At 58.1% G+C, this 17,400-nt stretch carries 14 protein-coding genes; 10 read left to right on the forward strand and 4 right to left on the reverse strand.

Going from position 1 to position 17,400, the window contains the following annotated elements:
• The first annotated feature begins 2 nt into the window (after positions 1 to 2).
• The 6 genes from JCM7686_RS23790 (at position 3) to JCM7686_RS01205 (ending at position 9,912) form a co-directional block, all read left to right on the forward strand.
• The gene (locus JCM7686_RS23790; protein WP_084621007.1) at positions 3 to 2,357 is read left to right on the forward strand and encodes a ThiF family adenylyltransferase; all 2,355 of its coding nucleotides are present in this window, start codon (positions 3 to 5) and stop codon (positions 2,355 to 2,357) included.
• A gap of 103 nt (positions 2,358 to 2,460) precedes the next feature.
• Positions 2,461 to 3,183, forward strand: coding sequence for a hypothetical protein (locus tag JCM7686_RS01185; RefSeq protein WP_051201494.1), 723 nt, complete (start codon positions 2,461 to 2,463; stop codon positions 3,181 to 3,183).
• Between the two features lie 681 nt (positions 3,184 to 3,864).
• Positions 3,865 to 4,791 (forward strand): AbiTii domain-containing protein, encoded by a 927-nt coding sequence (locus JCM7686_RS24255; RefSeq protein WP_148292562.1) that lies wholly within the window; start codon positions 3,865 to 3,867, stop codon positions 4,789 to 4,791.
• Between the two features lie 835 nt (positions 4,792 to 5,626).
• Positions 5,627 to 6,457 carry an Ntn hydrolase family protein gene (locus tag JCM7686_RS01190; RefSeq protein WP_020949040.1) on the forward strand — a complete coding sequence of 277 codons (831 nt, stop codon included), beginning with the start codon at positions 5,627 to 5,629 and terminating at the stop codon, positions 6,455 to 6,457.
• Positions 6,458 to 7,362: 905 nt separating this feature from the next.
• Positions 7,363 to 8,499, forward strand: coding sequence for a hypothetical protein (locus JCM7686_RS01195; RefSeq protein ID WP_041527041.1), 1,137 nt, complete (start codon positions 7,363 to 7,365; stop codon positions 8,497 to 8,499).
• Positions 8,500 to 8,824: 325 nt separating this feature from the next.
• Positions 8,825 to 9,912 (forward strand): IS3 family transposase gene (locus JCM7686_RS01205; protein ID WP_148292561.1). Its coding sequence is split into 2 segments (ribosomal slippage): positions 8,825 to 9,086 and positions 9,086 to 9,912, totalling 1,089 coding nucleotides; the frame shifts between segments, so codons are not numbered across the junction.
• 3 nt (positions 9,913 to 9,915) lie between these two features.
• Here the strand turns inward: JCM7686_RS01205 and JCM7686_RS01210 are convergent.
• Together JCM7686_RS01210 and JCM7686_RS01215 are read right to left on the reverse strand one after the other, a co-directional pair.
• Positions 9,916 to 10,338: a DUF6634 family protein gene (locus tag JCM7686_RS01210; RefSeq protein ID WP_051201495.1), complete on the reverse strand. Its 423-nt coding sequence runs from the start codon at positions 10,336 to 10,338 to the stop codon at positions 9,916 to 9,918.
• Between the two features lie 54 nt (positions 10,339 to 10,392).
• Positions 10,393 to 11,487: an AAA family ATPase gene (locus JCM7686_RS01215; RefSeq protein ID WP_020949044.1), complete on the reverse strand. Its 1,095-nt coding sequence runs from the start codon at positions 11,485 to 11,487 to the stop codon at positions 10,393 to 10,395.
• A 387-nt stretch (positions 11,488 to 11,874) separates the two neighbouring features.
• Here JCM7686_RS01215 and JCM7686_RS01220 point away from each other — a divergent pair, with 387 nt between their 5' ends.
• The 3 genes from JCM7686_RS01220 (at position 11,875) to JCM7686_RS01230 (ending at position 15,250) form a co-directional block, all read left to right on the forward strand.
• A complete protein-coding gene (locus tag JCM7686_RS01220; protein WP_020949045.1) occupies positions 11,875 to 12,306 on the forward strand; it encodes a MarR family winged helix-turn-helix transcriptional regulator in 432 nt (143 codons plus the stop codon).
• Between the two features lie 167 nt (positions 12,307 to 12,473).
• On the forward strand, positions 12,474 to 14,195 hold the full coding sequence (locus JCM7686_RS01225; protein WP_051201601.1) for an efflux MFS transporter permease: 1,722 nt from the start codon (positions 12,474 to 12,476) through the stop codon (positions 14,193 to 14,195).
• Positions 14,192 to 15,250, forward strand: a complete 1,059-nt coding sequence (locus JCM7686_RS01230) for an HlyD family secretion protein (protein ID WP_020949047.1) — start codon at positions 14,192 to 14,194, stop codon at positions 15,248 to 15,250. Before JCM7686_RS01225 ends, JCM7686_RS01230 begins: the two co-directional genes overlap by 4 nt.
• A gap of 72 nt (positions 15,251 to 15,322) precedes the next feature.
• Here the strand turns inward: JCM7686_RS01230 and JCM7686_RS01235 are convergent, their stop codons facing one another.
• Complete coding sequence (locus JCM7686_RS01235; RefSeq protein ID WP_041527042.1) at positions 15,323 to 15,526, reverse strand: hypothetical protein; 204 nt, start codon at positions 15,524 to 15,526, stop codon at positions 15,323 to 15,325.
• Between the two features lie 111 nt (positions 15,527 to 15,637).
• On the opposite strand from JCM7686_RS01235, the gene JCM7686_RS01240 reads away from it, so the two are divergent.
• Complete coding sequence (locus JCM7686_RS01240) at positions 15,638 to 16,534, forward strand: LysR substrate-binding domain-containing protein (RefSeq protein ID WP_020949048.1); 897 nt, start codon at positions 15,638 to 15,640, stop codon at positions 16,532 to 16,534.
• Positions 16,535 to 16,548: 14 nt separating this feature from the next.
• Here the strand turns inward: JCM7686_RS01240 and JCM7686_RS01245 are convergent, their stop codons facing one another.
• The gene (locus tag JCM7686_RS01245; protein WP_041527043.1) at positions 16,549 to 17,346 is read right to left on the reverse strand and encodes a helix-turn-helix transcriptional regulator; all 798 of its coding nucleotides are present in this window, start codon (positions 17,344 to 17,346) and stop codon (positions 16,549 to 16,551) included.
• Positions 17,347 to 17,400 lie beyond the last annotated feature (54 nt).

The raw sequence follows: 17,400 nt of genomic DNA on the forward strand, positions 1-17,400 counted from the left end.
GAATGACAGTGGCACTCCATCCTTGGTGGTCGGTGTTCGGGCAGCCGGTGGCACCGGATGCGGTGACGCCCGATGACGCACGGGCGATCATTGCGTACGTCCTTTCTGGCAGTGCGCCGGCCGTCACTCTCGTCGGAACACGGCAAACCGATGATGGTGCAGTCGCCGCTCTTCACCTCGAAGTTGAGGTTGAACGGCCACAGGACCTAGCCGCTCCTGTCCGCGGTGTGGAACCTCTGGCACTGGTCTGCGGAGCGAAGGGAATGCAGCCGGCAGTTCTGGCTTTACGCCCTGATTTCCCCGAAACCATGCACCAGAACTGGACGCCGGACGGGATGCCGCGCGCCCTATGTGTCGACGACCGGCCGTGGGCAGAAGCGCAACTTACGTTCACGCCGGCTGAATTTATGCGTCGCGTCCAGCTTTGGCTCGCGAAAGCCGCCCGCGGCGAGCTTCATGATACAGCGCAACCCTTGGAGCCCCTCTTCTTCCACAACCCCGCCAAGATCATTCTCCCGACAGCTGCTCTGATACAGGCCAATAATCCTGCCGAATTGGTCGGACATATGCGCAGCGAGCATGCGACAATCATTGTCACCGAAATCGTAAAGCACGGCGACAACAAGAATGAGCCGATGTTCGCGGTTATCCCTTTGCGCGCAGCCCCCCAAGGCATGCGACGGCTGCAACACGCTCCGCAGGCACTCGACGCGCTCGCGCAACAGCTGCATGCGTGCGGCATTGATCTTGTCACAGAACTGCGTAAACGCGTCATAGAGTGGGCTGGCGTGGACTCCGCAGCCGTCCGGCGTCTTCAGGCACGTATTGCGCTTGTCATCGCTTTTCCGGTCGCTAGTCATGATGGTCGACACGTCGATGACCTGCGCGCATTCATCACCCACGATACCGCCGGAGATCTCGGTATCGCCCTCGGCGCTCTTGCACGAAACGAGAGCAACGTAGGCTCCGGAAGCGGCTATGTTCGGATGGTCGGCGCGGCCACCGACACGATCATCCCCAATCTCGCTATTGAGCCCGCGGACGTCCATCTGGATTTTGATCGGGCGGCCGGCGCGACGATCAGCGGGCAGACCCAGCCCGACACCCGCCGCTGTGTACTTATCGGCGCAGGGTCTCTGGGGTCTCAGGTAGCCATCAACTTGGCACGTGAGGGCCGGTTTCAGTGGACGATCATCGACGACGACCACCTGATGCCGCATAACCTTGCCCGTCACGCCCTGTATCCCATCGATGTTGGTCGCCCCAAGGTCGACGGGCTTGCGCATCGTATCCATGCCTTGATCGACGACCCTGTCACCGTTTTGGAGGCAGACTTTCTCCACCCGCCAATTGAACTCGCGGCGAATCTGGAGGAAGCGATAGCCAACGCGGATGTAATTATCGACGCCTCTGCTTCCGTTGCCGTGTCGCGCCGGCTCGCCGATTTGCCGCATACGGGTGCGCGGCGCCTGTCGGTTTTCTTCAACCCAGCGGGGACAGCGGTGATCCTTCTAGCGGAAGGACATGATTGCGGGCTCACCTTGCATGACCTCGAAGCGCAATACCACTCGCTGATCCAGGCTAACCCTGAGCTCGCGCATCACCTGCAAGCAGAAAGCGGCGTACGCTACAGCGGCTCCTGCCGAGCAGCGACCAACCGCATTCCTGCCAGCCGGGCGGCGCAGATGAGCGCTATTGCATCTCAAGCCATTGTGGACGCGCTCTCCGGCGATGACGCAGCTGTGCGCGTCTGGACCCTCGCCAACGATCACAGCGTCAGCCTGACGGAAGCGCCGGCACTGCCGATCCAAAAAATCATGTTCGGCAGTTGGACTGTAACCTATGACGAGGGCTTTGCCGGGCAGGTCGCGGCACTGCGCACAGAATGCCTGCCGCATGAAACCGGCGGCGTACTACTTGGGATCACCGACACAGGTCGTCGCTCCATCCACATCGTTTCAGCTCTGCCGGCGCCGAGGGACAGCTCTGGCAGCGTCACCGCTTTTGAGCGCGGCGTGTCCGGCCTTGCCGCCGCCGTTAAGGAGGCAACGGAGCGCTCCTTGCATCAGATCCGCTATGTGGGCGAATGGCATTCCCACCCACGGGGCTCATCGACGCGCCCCAGTTCGACGGATATCCAGCAGCTATGCTGGCTGACTGATGAGCTGGAAAGCGAGGGCGTTCCCGCCCTGATGGCGATTGCCGGTGATTGCGGTCAACTCAGCGTGATGCTCGCGGGCAGAGATTCCCTGACGACGGAGGGAAATATGGGTGCTGAAAGCGCCGATAAGATGCTTCAAGCGGCAAGTGGCGAAAGCCATTTTGATATTGGCACGTTGCAGAGTCGCCTGGCGTAGAAAATGCAGTGATCGCTCTACCCGAATACGGCTTTCGACGGTTCCCGCCGGCCATAATGAAGTAGCGGAAATCACGCTATCTGGAACGAAAGAGGTATCTGAAATGGATTTGCTTGATGCCTATGTGGTTCGGGCGCGACTTTTCCCTGCAGTGATTGCCGTTGTTCCGGCACTCACCCTGCTTCTGCTGGCAGGCAACTGGACCGCCCCAAACATCCCAGCGATAATTAGTTCAGTCGGCATCGGCGTCTTGCTATTCGCAGGCGCGGATCTCGCCCGACGGGCAGGATTACGTAAGGAGCGGCAGCTTTTTAGTGCAACCGGTGGACGCCCATACATCTCAGAACTCACTCGGGCAGACAACAGTCTATTCGACGAGGTGTCCAAGGCAGAATACCGTGCCTTTCTTGCCGCAAAGATCAACCGACAGGTCCCGTCTGCGGCGGAGGAAACTGCTGATACGGACGGCGCGAAGGAGTTCTACAATGCGTGCTCCCGATGGCTGCGAGAAAACACGCGGGACAAGGAGCGTTTCCACGTCCTGCTAGGTGAGAACATCTCCTACGGTTTCCGCCGAAATATGTGGGGGCTCAAATGGTTTGGAATTGCGGTTAACCTAAGTACTGTGATCGCCGCGTACGCAATTTATCGATACCAGCCTCAGTTTATGTCGGTGAGCGATGGGAAGCTAATAACCCAAAGCGGTATCGCTGCCATCCATGTGATCTACTTACTCGTCGGCGTGTCCAAACGTGCTGTGCTTGAGGCTTCTAGGACTTATGCACGTCAGCTGGTTTTGAGCGTTGAAACTCTTGAATCTGCCTAAGGGCCGACCTGTCCCGGAGTTGAAATTTGTAACGCTTCTGATCACGCTCTAACATGTAGCAGATTTCTCCCCAGCAAAGAGTAGTTCGCAACCCTCGGCGAACGCTCGTCTTTCTCCACTCAGATCGCAGGACAGGACCCTAAACATAGTGCATATACGGCACCTTCCGCAGGCTAGGTGCTCTCGTATTGTTAGGCCTGAATGAAACTGCCCGAAAGTTTTGTCCCGCATTGGTATCATAATGGGTGAATCTTTGCTGCGCTTACTGTGCCGCGGCATGTTGCTCGGAGACCATCAGCGATGTTCGACCGCAGTGTGGCAACAGCTCTTCCTCGCAGGCGAAACGCGAGTCTAGGCCCGCAACAGTTGGCCAGTCCAAAAGGCATCCTGCGACGTAGCGCTCCCTCCACGCAGTCGTTAAGGAGTAGAAATCCAGATAAATAAAAGAACTCCGGGTGAACATTTTGGCAGGAACACTTGCCGATCCCACCCTAGACCTGAGCACCCCAGGTGTGCAATCTGTCCCACGGAATAGCTTTCCGTGGGGCAAACGATTGCTAACCCTTCCGAACGGAAAAAAAGTAGCCGGCCCCTGACGTGGGTGGAAAGGGCCAATCGCCGGTCATATACCTAAAAGCTGATGGATCGGCCGACTAAAAATTAGTGTTTATGGAGGTAAAATTGGCAGAGCAAAGCAATGCAGGCGGTTTGATTGGAGAAATTCTAGAGGGAGCCATTACAAATACGAGAAGCTTGTCAGAGTTGCTTAGAATGGTCAAAGTAGCTGCCCATCGACTCAGTCTTCCTGTCATTGAGGATTGGGTCAGCAAAGAGTTGGATGGCTATGAAGATGGCAGTGATGTGCCAGAATATCGCAGAGTATCAGGGCAGGTTGTCGCTAAACATGTAATGCATGGATGGCACCCGATTGGTGGTGATCCTACGATAATAGCTATGCTCCAGGAAAGGAACTTGGGCGGCTCTGTAGCTACACTTGAGGCGATGTTTCTTGAGGCGAAATCTTCTGGCAGCACAGGGAGTTTTACGATGTTCATGTCGCCAGAGAGTGTTCCGAAAATTCTAGGGGATAAATCCTTTGCATATGTGGCCATGGGGACGAGGTTTCCTGTGGCTGCCATATCTTCGGTATTGGACCGAGTCCGCGGCAAGATATTAGATTGGGCGATTGAAATGGAAAAACAAGGTATAGTAGGCCAAGGGATGTCCTTTAGCACTAGAGAAAAAGAAAGTGCCGCACGTGCCACAACGAACATTACGTTCTCTGGCCCAGTTGGAACAATTGCTGGGAATTTTGGCGCTGGAAATTCGTCAGGGGATATCAGCATAGCCGGGTCGAACATTGCTGAGGCTTTGGAGCTTGCTATGATCCTTCAAAGAGAATCGCGCGAGCTTATTAAATCTGGAGCTGATGACAGCCTTTCAGAAGCTATAGACAATCTAACCAGAGAGCTTGCTTTAGCGTCTCCGGACAAAGGGAAGATTCGTGGTTTTGTAGCTCATGTGAAAACTGCCCTCGCTGGCGCTTCTGGCAATCTGCTCGCGTCGGGGGCAACTCAGGTTATCAATCATATCAGCACACTTATTTAACATCATAATCCAAATTCTACCGCACTACCTTACTCACAATTGGAACGCTCCAACGGCTGATATTTTCAATTTGAAGCGCTACCACACTGAGCTGCCATCTGCGAGGATCCCCCCTAATCGGACGATCAAGCTTCGGTAAATATGGTTCTGGCTCTGCTGCTGCAAGCGAACGCTTCATCCGCATAGCAGATCACCGCGGCGCGTTCTCGCCGACCTTCCCACTGACGGCTTTCTGCGACATTTGTCGAACGTCGGCTCACGGGAATGCGGCTATGCAGCATATCTCGCGGTCGACCGTCGGCTCTGGGCCGCCAGCTCCGCTGCAACTGCGAAGCACTGTGGCATGCTGCGACTTAGTCGAACGTCTGCGATGGGCTCGGAGAGACATGCTGCGGCACAGCAACCGCCAGGTTGGAGCCCTCAGCCTTGCGGCTGGCCACGACAGGCGAGGCCGGCCCATAGCCGTCCTTCATCAAGTGACCTCGCTGCGGCGCAGCGGCGATATTTTAGACCCAATGATCGCTGAGTGAGCTGACTGTGCGTGTTGCCTCTCCCACTGCATTCTGCATGCGAGGGTTGCTCCAGTTTGGCTGGTGCCGAGCATCAAGAATGGGGGAGAGACCACATGCAACGTAACAGATTCATCGGACTGCTAATTTTGTCCCATGCTGGTTCGGCGAACGTAAGTGCTTGCGTTCCAGTTGAGTTTCAACTTTGTTCCAACAGGAATGCAGTCCGCCGAGTGGGTCGTCAGCTGAAAGCGGTTAAATTTGCGGCTGAGAATGTGCGCGACTCACTTCTTGGCGTTTAATGTAATATTGGATACCCTTGGCTCATGACAATCTCTCTTGTTTGGCAAAGAAAGTTCGCAGGAATTGATGAGATATTATTCGCGTCTGACAGCAGGCTTTCGGCCGGTTATCGCTGGGACTGTGCTCAGAAAATTTTTCCCATAGATGGTCCAAATTTTTGCATTTCTTTTGCGGGAAGTACTGACTTCGCGTTTCCTTGCATCTTTCATTTTCAGAGAATGGTGAGGAACTACCCAAGGTTCTCCAATGGGGCCGCTCCCATTTCTGTCTTTGCAAAAGACTTCGTCGCCATCGTTAATCAGCTCCGAACACTTGTTGATGACAAGTTATTGGCTCAGTTCCATATGACGGAATTCCTACTTGCCGGATACGATTTTGTCACCGGAGAGTTCTATGGGCGGTCGATAAGATACGACACTAAATCTGATAGATATCAAGCCTTCCACCTTGGAGGCATTAGAAGTGGTGGCGTCGAAGCTACGGTCGGCTTCGCAGGCGACAAGAAAGCGGAGTATTTCAAAGGGCTCGGGATAATCCTCGACAAACAGAGGACGGAGTTGAATTACCAGCCCTTAGAAGCGCTTAGTGAGATCCTAGGCAAGCAGGATCAGTCTTCTCCTATTGGGGGAAGTCCGCAAGTTGTCAAAGTGTATAGACATAGAAATTACCTGCCATATGCAGTGAGGAAAAATTCCTCTGATCCTATCAGCCTATTTGGAAGGCCTCTCCTGGATTATGAGCAGACATTGTATCCAATAATGGAGATTGACAAGTTTGGAGGCGAAGGATTCATTCACTACCCAACGGGCGAAAATAGTCGCAGACTCACACCGCCAAAGGGGACACAAATTTAACCTCGCCCCTAGAGGATTTGGTACTTGAAAACTCCCAGTCTTGGCTGTTCTCATACTTGGTATGAGGTTTGGCGGTAGATACATCGGAGTTCTGATCACATCTTTTAAAGCACAATGACCCGACAGATGGCGAGCCGAACGATCAACAATGGTCGTTCTTGGTCCTGACCGGACATAGAGAACAGCTCGGATGATTGCGACGCACCTTTCCGATAGTGGCCACTGATCAATGGCTCGATATCCTCTTTGCGTTAAGACGCATTAATGGAATAACGCACAAGATGGCGCTTAATGTAACGAGTAAAGATGGTGGTGAGCAGAATTGAAAAGATTCAAGATGGCAAGGTGACAAAAACTGCCGAGAGATACCCCCGAGACGGAGGGCATTTCTTTGAATGCTTCGAGCCAGGGCAAACAATGAATCCGGTCTGGCTAAACTCTCTGGAGGATGTGGCGGATTTCCTTCGTGCGATGCCGAACCGACGCGTTAGGATGGAACCTGGTGCTGCCATGACATCTAGGCATATTTTCATTGATGGAGAACCGATCTGATATCTTGGCCCAAAGCAGCCATGGGGTGGAATGAACTGAGGTCCGCTTCGTTCTATTAGGGTTGGTGGAAACCCTCATACGGATGATCGCGAGAAACCCTCCCTCCTGGACCAGGCTAGACCTACGAATTCCCTCGACTTGTCTCAGTCTCCATGTCATCCCTGTGTTTTCAGTCGCATAACTTTCGTCTAAGGTATGTGTCGGCAAAGGGCACCAAACCATTGGCCGCTGGGTGCGGTTCTGATAATAGATCTTCTTAGTTGAATTCAAAATAGTTAGGCCAAGGAATGCGAGTCATTTTGCTGGGAGCTGGGGCATCGAAGAGCTATGGCGCTTCGCCAACTGGGCAAAGGATGCCAATCGCCAATGATTTTTTTCCTACCTTCTTCAAATTGGACGCAGCGGCTAACCCTTGGGTTTTGCGTGACGGGCTAATCGACTACCTTCAGTCGCAGAAGGGCATCACGGACACAGATGCCTACCTCGAAGCAGGCGTGGATATCGAAGAGATACATAGTGAGATTGCTTCAAAATTGGCGAGTGTTGAAAAAGAAATAGGAAGCTACGATCGCATAGTCCTTTCAAAGCCCTATAATCAATTGATATTTCTTTTCGCGACAACACTGAATGAGATCGCCAATGGTCCAATATCGCAAAGTCATATCGATCTTGCGAATTCTCTTCAGCCAGAAGATGTTGTTCTGACATTTAACTGGGACACTCTTATGGATCGTGCACTGATGAGTGCGACTGACTGGGTGCCTGATAGTGGATATGGAATTGCCCCACATCGAATATTCCGCGATGGTTGGGTCATTCCAGATGTAAAGTCTTCGTCCAATAAGATAATAAAATTACATGGCTCGGTGAACTGGCTGACTGCTCACCCGATATACGAGGGCGAGGAACTGGTTCTGACGCACGGGCTTCCGGCGGACTCATTATTTGTCTATGAGCATGCTACGCGTCCCTACGCGACACATGCGGGCAGATATGCAGACGGCTATGCCCCAATGACTTACGGCTACTACCCACCCAATCTGACTGATGTTCCAGGTCGCTCAGCTCCTGAGGGCTACGCCATTGTTAAGGTTCAGCCCAAAATGCCATGGATGCCAGAAGGACAAGCAGGGAAGCAGGGTCTTCCTTCGATGCCGTTGATCATCCCACCGGTAAAGGAGAAGAGCTACCAGTTCTTCGGCGGCTTGTTCGAGAAGCTTTGGCGCAAGGCAAGCGAAGCTCTGGAAATTTGCGATGAGGTGCTCGTGATCGGCTATTCATTTCCCAAGACGGACCTAAAAAGCCTTGACCTATTTAGGGACGCTTTTCTTCGGCGTGTATCTGTCCCTCGCGTCACGATAATTGACCCCAACCCAAAGCGCCCGAAAGAGGTTTTTCAACTGGACCTCGGCATCCCTGAAAGTCATTTGAGAGTGGTAGCAAGTCCTTTTCTGGGTGCGGAAACGATTGACCCCTTATTTGGGAACTGATGACGCGGCGGATGCGACGCGTAGTCATAGACATTTGAATGGCAATGCCACTCGAAGTTTCGCTTCGGCGACCTCCGACGTTGGCCATGCTGCGATGCGCAAAGTCCGCTTCCCGCCCTTAGTGACGATTTTGGGAATGTCGCGTCGACGAATGGCCTGAGCCTCATCGCGGCATCAGTATCTAGGCCGCCTCATTCATATTCGAGAGAGATTCTCCGGATAAGGGCGACGTAGGCGGCAAGCAGCTGGTCCAGCGGTAATCCTCCCCATGGTTAAGGGGCTGCATAAGTAGAATTTTCTCGTAGCGTGAGCTGAGGAGATTCGAATGAGAAAGAGCCGTTTCACCGAGCCGCAGATCATGGCCGTGCTTCGTCAGGCCGAGAGCGGCGTGGCCGTGCCTGAACTTTGCCGCGAGCATGGGATCAGCACAGCGAGCTTTTACAAATGGCGCTCGAAGTATGGCGGCATGGACGCGTCCATGATGAGCCAGATGAAGACGCTTGAGGACGAGAACCGGCGGTTGAAGCGCATGTTTGCGGACCTGAGCATGCAGGCCGAACTGCTCAAGGAAGCACTAGGAAAAAAATGACACGGCCAGTTCAACGCCGGGAGCTGGCCGAGAAGGCTGTGGCGACGAAGGGGGTCAGCATCGCGCTGGCCTGCCGGGCCTTTGGCGTGAGCGAGACCTGCTTTCGCTACAGCCCGAAGCGCGATGCCGAGAACGAGTTTATCGCGGACCTGTTGGAAGGGCTGACCAAGGTGCACCGGACCTGGGGCTTTGGGCTATGTTTCCTGCACATGCGCAACGTCCAAGGGCATCCTTGGAACCACAAGCGCGTCCATCGGATCTATTGCGAGTTGGAACTGAACCTGCGGATCAAGCCGCGGCGGCGGATCAAGCGTGACAAGCCTGAAGAGCTTAGCGTCCCTGACGCGCCGAACACGGTCTGGTCAATGGACTTCATGGCTGATCGATTGGCCGATGGCCGTCAATTCCGCCTCTTGAACGTGCTGGACGACTTCAACCGTGAGGGCCTCGGCATTGAGGTCGACTTCTCGCTCCCGGCCGAGCGGGTGGTCCGGTCCCTCAATCAGATCATCGAGTGGCGCGGAAAGCCCCTGGCCATCAGGGTAGACAATGGCCCTGAATACATCAGCTCCACGCTGATGATCTGGGCCGAGAAGCAGGGCATTGCCCACAACCACATCCAGCCTGGGAAACCACAGCAGAACGCCTACGTCGAGCGTTACAACAGGACAGTCCGCAATGAATGGCTGGACCTATACATCTTTGAAACCATCGAGGAGGCGCAGGAGATCGCAACCGACTGGCTATGGACTTACAACAATGAGCGCCCCAACATGGGCATCGGCGGCATCACACCCGCCCAGAAACTGAAGATGGCTGCCTGAAGTCTACTTCTGCACCCCGTTAAAACGGGGAGGATTACCCAGCTTCGCGTCATCGACAATTGGCACGAACGGCGCAAATTCGAAACTGGCAGAGCGGATGTCGTATCCAGATTTCTGGCATGTCTCGATCGCCTCTGCCTCGAAGTCAGCGAAAGGGCGATCAAGGCAATACCAGCGGCTGATCGTCCTTGCCCAGCCAGCTTTGCGGTCGATCGCGATCAGGCGGGATGAGGTCATTGTGGTTGTGCCAAGTTTTGGGTGGTCGGTGACCTCACCGAAGAGGAGCGGCATTGCCCCTGGGTCGAGCAGAGGTTGCCAAAAGTCGAGGCGCGGCGCGCTGGCAAGTTCCTCCGATGTTGGTCCGCGCTCTGCTGCGCTGATGGCCGCGATGGCTCGATTGAGTTCGTTGCGCTGTTTCGGTGTCATCGCTGGCTCCTGAATGAATTGAGGAATGGGGAAACGTGAAGCAAGCCCGCGTCGCTATTGCAGCGGCGGCGTGTTCTCGAGGTCGGCGGCGCGTTGCAGCATGCGCGAGGCAAGCCGAAGGCTCGGGCGGCGACGGCGGAGCGAGGGATGCGCCAAGGCATCTAGAATGGTCTCGACGGCCAGTTGCGACAGCTGGCGCTGAGGCCCTTCGCGACGGATAAAGCCCGCGAGTTCCTCGGAGGTGAGGTTTCTCAGCCGGATCGGTGGGCAACGGCTCAGCAGCGGTTCGGGAAGCCGCCGATAGTCATTGCTGGTCAAGACCCAGTTGACCCAACTCATGTCGAAGCGAATGTTGAAATAAGGACAGTTCCAGCGCCGGGCTGTCAGCGGCTCGAGAAGCGGCAGCAAGGACTCAGCCAGACTGAAGGCTGTTCCCTTAGTCGACGTGACGGTGCCTGCCTTTTCGACCTCGTCGATCACGAGGATCGGATTGGCGATGAGGCTGTCCAAAATTGTCTCGATCAAGCGACCGGGATGGGCGCTACCCCAACCGCGTTGGGACCCGACAAGCCCGAAGGACGCGCTTTCGCTGGTGGCTTCTACGACGGTAGTTGGAAGCGCAAGCAACACTCCCAATCGCCGCGCCCAGTGGCTTTTGCCAATGCCTGGAGGGCCGTCGAGCAGCAGGGGCGGTAGGCGCACCCCCGGCCATCCTTCGCGAACGGAACGGCGCATCGCCTGCCAGACCACTTCAGCCGCGGGCGCCATCCATGGTGCTTCGGCATGAAGCGCGGCTGCGATCTCATCGGCGCGGTGTTCAGTCGGGATGCACACAAGCTGAACACCGTGCTTCAGCACCTCGATGCGTTCACGGTCCTCGCGCTTCAGATGGCTCAAGCCGCTGGCTGCGTTGCGGCGGTCGAGGAGGCGGCTGACTCGGCGCTGGATCTTCTTTGAATCCTGAAAGGTGCTGGAAGCGTCAGGTCGATGCTTTGCCGCGAGGTTGGCGAAAGCTTCGTCCGCTTTGGCATCATCAATATCCGGATAGCCACGGAGGCGTCGAAGATGGTTCTCGAGACGGTCCTCAAGGGTCACACGCGTCTCGGAGGGATCGAAAATGCGAATCTCTGCGAAGGGAAAATGGGGCATGGCAGGGTTCCTCTCGGCAAGGCTCGACTGGCGGCCCGAAGCGGTGCTTGGGCGGGACAGGGCGGGCTGGCCTGACGTGATCGGGGTGACGGTTCGGGGCCTTCTGGAACGAAGGAAGAACCCAGTGGGTCAAACCGTCAAGCGTTCTGGGACTGATTCGACTGCCAGACCTGAGCTCGAGTGTCGAAAATGGGCAGATTCATTATATGACTGATATCAAACGATATTGCTGAGATCGCCAATTCCAGCGGCAGCCTTTTGCGTGGCACAGCGGCAATGACGCCGCCTTAGCGGACGTTTTATGTGGGGTCCCATATAAGCGCCAATCTTGACAGCGCGGGGCAGGACCATTAGCTAGCTAACGAAATGATTAGCTAGCTAACGATAATGCCGACTCATTCGCAATCTCTCTTCGAAGTCTTCCTGACGCTCTCGCGGATCATGCGGGGGCTTTTTGACAATCGCGCGCAGGACATGGGGCTGACCTATGCGCGGGCGCGGCTTTTGGTGACCATTGCGCGGCAAGAGGGCGCGACGCAGACCGAGCTCGCCAATCTGCTCCAGATCGAGACGCCGACGCTCAAGCGCCAGCTCGATGCGCTGGAAGAGATGCAGCTTGCCGAGCGGCGGCCCTCGCCCGGGGATGCGCGGAAATATACGATTTACTTGACCGGCAAGGCCCGGCTGGCCCGGCTCGTGCGGTTTCGCGAAGAGATCGAGGCCTCGGTTTTCGAGGGCATTTCGGCTGAGGATATCGAGACCACGCGCGAGGTTCTGGCGCGGATGTCAGCCAATGCCGAGAGGCTCGGCGCGAAATGAACAAGAGCCCGGCAGCTGAGGATCCGACCCGCGCGCCTGCGCTGCCCGCAGAGGGACAGAGCGCGGAGCCCGCGGATGCCGCGCAAGGCCCGCGCGTGGCAGATCGGGCGGAAGATCGGGTGGAGGACGCCCCCGCACATGCGAGCAGCGCAAGCGGCGCTGAGCCCGTGACAGCCCCGTCAGACCCAAGCCCGGCATCGGCCCCGGCGGCGCCCGCAGCTCCGCCCGCTTTCGTGCCGATGAGCATGATGATGACCCTGTGTTACATGGGGGCTGCGGCGCTGATTTCGATCACGCAGGGGCTGGGGCAGGGCTTTATCACCGCCAATATCGCCCAGATCGCGGGCGAGCTTGGCGCGACCCAGACCCAGGCGAGCTGGCTTCTGGCGGCCTATCTGATCCCGCGCGCGTCGCTGCCCTTGATGCTCATCAAGATCCGGATGCAATACGGGCTGCGCAGCTTTTGCGAGATTGCGATTGCGATCTATCTGGTACTGGCGATCGTGTCCTTGTGGATCACCGATCTGCGCTCGGCGGTTGTCGTGCAATTCTTCAACGGCATGGCCTCGGCGCCGCTGTCGACGCTGGCCTTCCTTTACATGATCGAGCCCCTGTCGCCGCAATGGAAGATGCGGCTGGGGATGCCTTTGGTCATGGCTTTGTCGAGCGTCGGGCCCTCGCTCGCCCGGGTGATCTCGCCCGCGCTTTTCGGGGATGCGGGCTGGACCGGGGTCCATCTGATGACGCTTGGCATGGCCGGGGTGGCGCTGGCTCTGGTCTTTCTGCTGCCGCTGCGCCCGACGCCCAAGGCCAAGGTCCTGGCGCTGATGGATGTGGTGAGTTGGCTTTTCATCGCCACGGGCTTTGGCGGCTTCACCGTCGCTTTCGTCATGGGCTCGATCTATTGGTGGACCGAGGCGCCGTGGATCGGCTGGATGCTGATCCTCGGCATCGCGAGCCTGACCATCGCCGTGGTGATCGAGCTGCACCGCAAATCGCCGCTGCTCGATATTCGCTGGCTGGCGAGCCCCGCGATCGTCCATCTGACGATCACGCTGCTGATCTTCCGGCTGATCCTGTCCGAGCAAAGCTCGGGCGCGCCGCGGATGTTTCAGGTGCTCGGGGTGACGCAGGACCAGCTTGTGCCGTTGTTTGCGGTGATCTGCTTCTTCTGCCTGCTCGGCGGCTTTGCCTGCGCGCCCTTCCTCAAGCTTGAACGGGTGCCGCAGTTTCACGTCGTCGCGCTGATCTTGATCGCGACCGGCGCCTGGATGGACAGTCATTCGACCATCGACACCCGGCCTCAGCAAATGATGCTGTCGCAGGCGATGATTGCCTTCGCGGGCACGATCTTCATTGGCCCGGCGCTGCTCCGCGGGCTGATGGCGGCGCTGGCGCGGGGGCCGAATTACATCCTGTCCTTCTTCGTGGTCTTCTTGTCGACGCAAAGCCTTGGCGGCTCGGTCGGTTCGGGGCTGTTCACCGGGGTTATCAACCACCGGCAGGCCTTCCATATGCAGGTCCTGCAAGAAGAGCTGACCACGACCTCGCCGCTGGCTGCTGCGTCGCTGACCGCGCGAATGGCCGCGCTTGGGCCGCAGATCACCGACCCGGCGTTGCGCAAGGCCGAGGCCGCCGCGCTGCTCGCCAGCGATGTCTCGAACCAAGCCTATGTCATGGCCTATAATGACGTCTATTTCCTGACCTTCCTGATCGCGGCTTTCGCCTTGGCGGCGTTGCTTTTGCACATCTTCCGCGATTGGCTCGCCGCCCGGATCGAGCGAATCTTTCCGCCCCCGGCCAAGGCCTCTGCCGATCCTGAAGTTGCCCCCGCGATTGCCCCTGCGATTGTCTCCGCATCCACCTCTGCTCCCGAGCCTGCAAAATGACGAAAAAGCATCTCTTTCCGACACTTGTTGCCGTCCTGATCGGGATCGTGGGGATCTTGATCATTCTGTTTGCCTGGCATCTGCCGCCCTTCAAACCGGCCGAGCCGGTGACCGAAAACGCCTATATCCGCGGTCGGGTCACCACGCTGGCGCCCCAGCTTTCGGGCTATATCGCCGAGGTCGATGTCAATGATTTCGACACGGTCAAGAAGGGCCAGATCATCGCGCGGATCGACGACCGCCAATATCGCCAGCGTCTGGCGCAAGCCGAGGCTGCGCAAGCCGAAGCCGAGGCGGCGCTCAAGATCGGCGAGCAAAATATTCTGAGCGCCGAGGCCGGGGTCAAATCCGCCGAGGCCGCGTTAAGCGCCGCCAATGCCACCCGCGCCACCGCAGAGCAGGATTGGCACCGCGCCAGCCAGCTGCAATCGCGCGGGGTCACGGCGCAAAGCTCGGCCGATCAAAGCGAGCTGGCGCTGCGGCAGGCCGAGGCGGCGGTGACGCAGGCCGAAAGCCAGATCGCGGTCACGCGTGAGGCGGTCAATGGCGCCAAGGTCGGTTTGGCCGCGAAACAGGCCGATATCGCGGCGGCGAAGGCCGCGGTCGAGCTCGCGCAGATTGATCTCGACAACACCACCATCCACGCGCCCTCGGACGGGCGCCTCGGGCAGGTCTCGGCGCGGCTTGGGCAATATGTCACCGCAGGCACCGCGCTCGTCAGCCATATCGGCAAGGAGGTCTGGGTGGTCGCGAACTTCAAGGAGACCGAGCTCCACGGCATGCGCGTCGGCAACCCCGTGCGCTTCACGGTCGACGCGATGCAGGGACGCAGCTTCACCGGGCGGGTGCAAAGCTTCTCGCCCGCGACGGCCTCGGAGTTCTCGCTCTTGTCGGGCACCAATGCCACCGGCAACTTCACCAAGATCGCGCAGCGCCTGCCGGTGCGGATCTCGATCGATCCGGGCCAAGAGATGCACCAGTTCCTGACGCCGGGCCTGTCGGTCGTGGCCCACGTCAACACCAAGGAGGGCGGCCAGCCCTTCCCAGAGAATTGAGATCCTGAATGCTCTGTTCAGGCAGGAAAAAGCCGGGCGCTCTGCCCGGCTTTTTTCATTCGGACCTGCGCATCACAGCCATCGCATCGGCGTGCCGACCAACCGCCAAGCCTCGGAGCGGTTGTGTTGGTCGAGCAGGGCGCGCTCACGCTGCTCAAGCTCGCTTGTCTCGGTGGCCACGGGGGACGGACGCCTGCGAAACAGCAGCCGCGCCACACGCGATAAGGCATCAGTTTTTCTGGCGCCCAAAAGGCCGCCGGACAGGGTCTGCAACATGGTTTGATTCCTTCAATCAGAGGATTTCCTCTGGATTTCTTCGGAAATACCCGAGACTCTGGGGCAAGCTCCAATGAAATAACCGGGGCGATGGATCAAGAGGGCTTATCCATGAAACCGTCGCGAAAGATCCCGCTCAACGCCCTGCGCGCCTTTGAGGCGACGGCGCGGCTGATGAGCTTCACCAAAGCGGGCGAAGAGCTTGGCATGACCCAGACCGCGATCAGCTATCAGATCCGCTTGCTGGAGGATCAGCTCGGAGAGCCGCTTTTCCTGCGCCGCCCGCGCCATCTTGCCCTCAGCGATGCCGGGGCGAAGCTGCATCCGAAGATCGCGCAGGCCTTTGCGCTGATCGACGAGGCGGTGGCCGGTGTCGAGACGCAATCGCGCTCGGCTCTGGTCATCCACACCAATGCGACCTTCGCCTCGCGCTGGCTCGCGGCTCATATCGGCACCTTCCAGCTCGAGCATCCCGAGATCGCCGTCCGGTTGGAGCTGTCGAATGATCTGGTCGATTTCAGCGCCTCGGACGCCGATGTCGCGATCCGGGCGGGGCGTGGGCAATGGCCGGGGCTGACCAGCCATTTCGTGATGAAAGGCCATTTCACGCCCATGCTCAGCCCGGCTTTGGCCGCGACCATCGGCGGCGTGCATGAACCGGCCGATCTCTTGAAACTGCGCATCATCGACCCCGGCGATCCGTGGTGGCGGATGTGGTTCACTGCCGCCGGGCTGCCGGATGCCGATCTCGACAGCCGCGCGCGTAGCCGGATGGGCGCGCAGGTTTTCGAGGCAGCCGCGGCGATCGCAGGGCAGGGGGTCGGCATTCTCAACCCCGATTTCTACGCCGATGACGTGGCTTTGGGGCGGCTCATTCAGCCCTTCGATCTGATCGAGGACAGCGGCTATCACTATTGGTTCGTCTATCCCGAAAGCCGCGCCAATGTTCCGAAGATCCGCGCCTTTCGCGCTTTCATGCGCAAGGCCATGCCCAGCTTTCGCGACTGAGCCGCCACCGAGCGTTATTCGGCCAACTGGTCGATAAAGCGCTGAAAAAGCTCGCTCTGGCTGGAGATCCCCAAGCGGCGATAGATGTTCGAGCGGTGGATTTTCACCGTGCCCTCGGTAATCCCCAGATGCGCGGCGATCGAGATATTGCTGTGCCCGCGCAGGATCAGCTTCGTCACCGCATGTTGGGCAGGCGTCAGCAATTCGCCGAAGGCCTGACGAAAGACGGTTTCGGGATCGGGGCGCTGGCTTTGGCTACGCGCCTCGGCAGAGAGCACGCTGAGCCAATGCTGGCGCAGGCTGGCGGCTATGATCGGGGTCAGCCGGGCGAGCGCCGCGAATTCGGTCTCGTCAAAGGGCGCGCCGCCGCGATTGCGCATTAGCGAATAAGTCGCGGCGAAGCCTTCCGACAGCGGAATGGTAAAGCCGAGCTCCTCGACCAAGGTGCCCGCCTCGTCCGAGATGCAGGGATGGACCTCGCGCGACCAGGCGAATTCGGATTCGTAAAACCCGTCCGGGGCCAGATCGCGCATCCGCCACAGCCCCTCGCGGCAATCTCCGACGCAGGCCGAATAGAACGGATCGAGCAGATAGGCCCCGCGCAGGTAAGACCGAAGCGCGCGGCGGTCGACGGTCGCGGAATAGCCGTCATGGATCACCACCGGCGCGCGATCCGCGCTGAAGGCGAAGGCGCAGCTCATGTCAAAGGGCGCGGCCAGCGCGGCCAACCCGTCGAGCGCCGCGCCATAGCCCGTGCCGCCGCCGGATGCGATCAGCGCAGCCACGGCCTTAGCCTCGAGCGCCGCGATCACCGCTGGCCTCTTTGGCGTATAACTTTCGCCATATGGAAAATCATCTCCCGCCCC

Source organism: Paracoccus aminophilus JCM 7686, assembly GCF_000444995.1.
Lineage (GTDB): Bacteria > Pseudomonadota > Alphaproteobacteria > Rhodobacterales > Rhodobacteraceae > Paracoccus > Paracoccus aminophilus.